This window comes from Ramlibacter sp., from assembly GCF_013697775.1.
Lineage (GTDB): Bacteria > Pseudomonadota > Gammaproteobacteria > Burkholderiales > Burkholderiaceae_C > Ramlibacter.
Genome location: NZ_JACCWG010000446.1, coordinates 1 through 3,345 on the forward strand (window position 1 = coordinate 1; position 3,345 = coordinate 3,345).

The window sequence follows — 3,345 nt, forward strand, 5'->3', positions numbered from 1 at the left end:
GCCTGGTGCTCGACGGCGGCTGGTCCATGAAGAACGAGCGCGACGGCTACGTGCGGTACGTGCACGACGGTGCCGACGGGCATGCGGTGCTGCTGGTGGGCACGGCGGTGGCGGTGGAGATGCCGGCTGCCTGACCGGCTACGGTAGCTGATCGGCCTGGGGGACTGCCCACTGCTCGACGACTTTCCTGATCAGGCTGGTGTCGCCCAGCCAGCCCGGGATTTCGCCGTAGGCGCGCGTCGCCGACGCGCAGGCGTCTTCCAGATTCTGCAGCGACTTTCCATAGCGCTCGCGAATGCGCTCCACCGGCACGGGATGGCCGCCCGCTTGTACGCGCTTGGCGACGCGGTCGACGTTGATGTCGGGCGAACTGGTACCGACGAAGTAGAGGTAAGTCCGATAACCACGCTGAAGCGCTTCAGCCATGAAATCAGCCTTATCGGGCGAGGACATCACCGTTTCGAATGTGAAGGTCGCTCCACCGTCCAACAACTCGTGTCGGATGAAATCGGCCAGCGTGCCGGCAACGTACGCGTTGACCATGTCGTCGGGCAGGCTCACGTGGGGGCCGACAAGCTGCAGCGCATCCACGACAGCTCCCTGTTGTCCTGTCTTCGACAGCAATCCCGAAGCCAGGCAGAAGTTCCGTAGCCGCTCTTGCAGGTAGGGGTCTGGTGCAATGTCAAATTGCTCCAGGTCGAGCGCACCGGCGCGAAGCGTGCGCTCGATCTCGTCGGCATTCACCCACACTCCGATCCAGTCCGGATGCTCCTGCAGCAGGTCTTCAATGATGGTGCTTTTGCCGAACCATTCGGGCCAGCGACCATCCGCATGCGAGGAACGGCCATTCAGGGCTGCTTCTTGCGCTTGGCCGCCAACCTGACCTTGACCTTCGGCAAAGTGGTCGGAACCTTGATGACAGGCGGAAGTGTCTTCACCACAGTGACACTGCCATCGCTGCGCAGATCAACCATCTGATTGTTCTGGACCGTCAGCACCTGGCCAAAGCGTTGCAGCGATCGGCGATGCGCGTTTTCTCCAGCCACCTTGGCGAGATCCGGAAGGCGGGCCTCCTGGCGGCGCATCTCGCCTTCTTCGATCTTGGGAAACTTGCGACTACTCATCATGTGCTTGCCTTCCAGATGCTCTGAGTTTACGTCGCCGCTCGTATTTCTCTCTCAGGCCAGCAGTAGCAAGGCCAGCCCGATGGCTGCCGGCACGGCCTGCACGAACAGGATGCGCTTGTTGGCGGTGGCCGCGCCGTAGAGGCCGGCGACCAGCACGCACAGCAGGAAGAACACCTTCACCTGCAGGCCGCCGGCGCCCAGCGTCAAGCCCCAGAACAGGCCCGCCGCCAGGAAGCCGTTGTACAGGCCCTGGTTGGCGGCCAGCACCTTGGACTCGGCGGCAAAGGCTTCGGTCGTGCCGAAGGCCTTGCGCCCGCGCGGCGTGTTCCACAGGAACATCTCCAGCACCAGGATGTAGACGTGCAGCAGCGCGACCAGCAGGACGACGGCATTGGCGGCGGTGGACATGAGGGGCTCCTCGGTGTTGTTGTGGTGGCCGATGCTACGCTGGCGACAGCGATGCCCGCCGCGCGGCGAGGCATCGCGCACAATTGGTGCATGCGCCCCTCCATCGCTTTCGAACTCCTGCCGCGCGACCTGTCCGCCTACCGCCAGGGCAACACCGGCATCGATTACGTGCACCGCTTCTCCTCCGGCAAGCCCGGCCCGCACCTGCTGGTGAACGCGCTCACGCACGGCAACGAGCTGTGCGGCATGGTCGCGGCCACGCACCTGCTGGACAACGCGGTGCGCCCAAAGATCGGCACGCTGACGGTGAGCTTCGCCAACGTGGCGGCTTATGAATCCTTCGACGCGCAGCAGCCGTTCGAGAGCCGGCAGCTGGTTCACAACCTCAACCGCATCTGGTCGCCCGAACTGCTCGACGGCTCCGACGACAGCCCCGAGCTGCGCCGCGCGCGCGCGCTGCGCCCGGTGGTGGCAGCGGCCGACCACATCCTGGACATCCACTCGACCTCGCAAGACGTGCAGCCGTTCTGGGTCTACCCGGCCTTCGCGCGCAACGCCGAAGTGGCACTGGGCATCGGACTGCCGCCCGTGCACATGGTGATGCCGGACGGCCTGGGCTCGGGCACGCCGCTGGTGCAGCACGGCCGCCACGGCGAAGCGTCCGGCGATGCCGGCTGCGCCATGGTGGTGGAATGCGGGCAGCACTTCAGCCGCAGCGCCGGCGAACTGGCCACCCGGGTGGCACTGGACTTCCTGTCGCAATTCGGGCTGATTGCGCCACGCGAAGACCGCAAGCCGCCGGCGCCACAGCAGCGTTTCCAGCTGCTGCGCACCTGCATGGTCGAGACGCCGGAGTTCCGCTTCACGCGGCCGCTGATCGGATTCGAAACCTTCGCCGCCGGCGAACTGATCGCCACCGACGGCGCCCAGGAGATCCGCGCGCTGGAGGATTGCACCGTGTTCATGCCGACGCGCGCGCCCATCGTCGGGCGCGAGGCGGTGTACCTGACGCGCGCGCTGTAGGAGCGCGCGCGGCGCTCAGTCGTGCACGTGCAGCTCGCGGTGCTCGCCCATCTCCGGCGGCTTGCCCGACACGGCGGCGGCGGCCATCTTCAGCACCTGGGTGGCCTTGCTTTCCTTCACGTTCCAGTACTCGGCATGCTGGATCGCGACTGCCACCAGTTCCAGGTCCGGGTCCTCGGCGCCGCCGGGGAACCAGGCCTTGGCCAGCGCGTTGAACAGCTTCTTCTTCAGCGCCATGTCCTCGCTGATGGTGGCATTGCCGGAGATGCTGACGTAGACGTCCTTGTCGGGGTCGGCGTAGTTCACGCAGACGTTGCCGTCGCTGAGCAGGCGCTGGCCCAGCTCGGTCTTCTTGGAGACGAAGAAGTAGATCGGGTCGCCCGGCTCCAGGTCGCGGTTCTGCATGGTCAGCGGGTGCGCATGCAGGGCTCCTTCGGGATGGCGGTGCGTCAGCATGGCGAAGCGGATGTCCTTGATCAGGGCCCACAGGTCTTGCTGAAAAGAATGGTCTTTGCTCATGCGTATTGCTCCTTCGGATGTTGGAGCCATCTTGGACGACGCGGTGGCTGGGTCATGTCGTCGTGGGCGACGCCCGCCCGTGCGCCCCGGCTGACAGCGCGGGCGTCTCAGCCGGCCGGACCGGCGTCGGCCGGCGCGTTGCGTCCGGCCACGCTGGCCACCGTGGCCAGGATCTCGGTCGGCTCCACCGGCTTGGTCACGTGCACCGTGAAGCCGGCGCGCAGGGCGCGCACGCGGTCCTCGGAACGGGCGAACGCGGTGAGCGCGA

At 66.2% G+C, this 3,345-nt stretch carries 5 protein-coding genes; 1 reads left to right on the top strand and 4 read right to left on the bottom strand.

Annotated features, from left to right (window positions below; all coding sequences use genetic code 11):
- Positions 1–138 precede the first annotated feature (138 nt).
- The 3 genes from H0U68_RS22665 to H0U68_RS22675 all read right to left on the bottom strand — a co-directional run bounded on the left by H0U68_RS22665 (position 139) and on the right by H0U68_RS22675 (position 1,535).
- Positions 139–744, bottom strand: a complete 606-nt coding sequence (locus tag H0U68_RS22665; protein ID WP_296359165.1) for a zeta toxin family protein — start codon at positions 742–744, stop codon at positions 139–141.
- A 104-nt stretch (positions 745–848) separates the two neighbouring features.
- Complete coding sequence (locus tag H0U68_RS22670; RefSeq protein WP_296359166.1) at positions 849–1,124, bottom strand: hypothetical protein; 276 nt, start codon at positions 1,122–1,124, stop codon at positions 849–851.
- Positions 1,125–1,178: 54 nt separating this feature from the next.
- Positions 1,179–1,535: a DUF1304 domain-containing protein gene (locus tag H0U68_RS22675; protein WP_296359167.1), complete on the bottom strand. Its 357-nt coding sequence runs from the start codon at positions 1,533–1,535 to the stop codon at positions 1,179–1,181.
- 90 nt (positions 1,536–1,625) lie between these two features.
- On the opposite strand from H0U68_RS22675, the gene H0U68_RS22680 reads away from it, so the two are divergent.
- Positions 1,626–2,558, top strand: coding sequence for a succinylglutamate desuccinylase/aspartoacylase family protein (locus H0U68_RS22680; protein ID WP_296359168.1), 933 nt, complete (start codon positions 1,626–1,628; stop codon positions 2,556–2,558).
- 15 nt (positions 2,559–2,573) lie between these two features.
- On the opposite strand, the gene H0U68_RS22685 is transcribed toward H0U68_RS22680, so the two are convergent.
- Positions 2,574–3,077, bottom strand: a complete 504-nt coding sequence (locus tag H0U68_RS22685) for a pyridoxamine 5'-phosphate oxidase family protein (protein WP_296359169.1) — start codon at positions 3,075–3,077, stop codon at positions 2,574–2,576.
- Positions 3,078–3,345 lie beyond the last annotated feature (268 nt).

Coding starts and splice junctions, on each gene's coding strand:
- H0U68_RS22680 (WP_296359168.1), top strand. CDS start 1,626: ATGCGCCCCTCCATCGCTTTCGAACTCCTGCCGCGCGACCTGTCCGCC.
- H0U68_RS22670 (WP_296359166.1), bottom strand. CDS start 1,124: ATGAGTAGTCGCAAGTTTCCCAAGATCGAAGAAGGCGAGATGCGCCGC.
- H0U68_RS22685 (WP_296359169.1), bottom strand. CDS start 3,077: ATGAGCAAAGACCATTCTTTTCAGCAAGACCTGTGGGCCCTGATCAAG.
- H0U68_RS22675 (WP_296359167.1), bottom strand. CDS start 1,535: ATGTCCACCGCCGCCAATGCCGTCGTCCTGCTGGTCGCGCTGCTGCAC.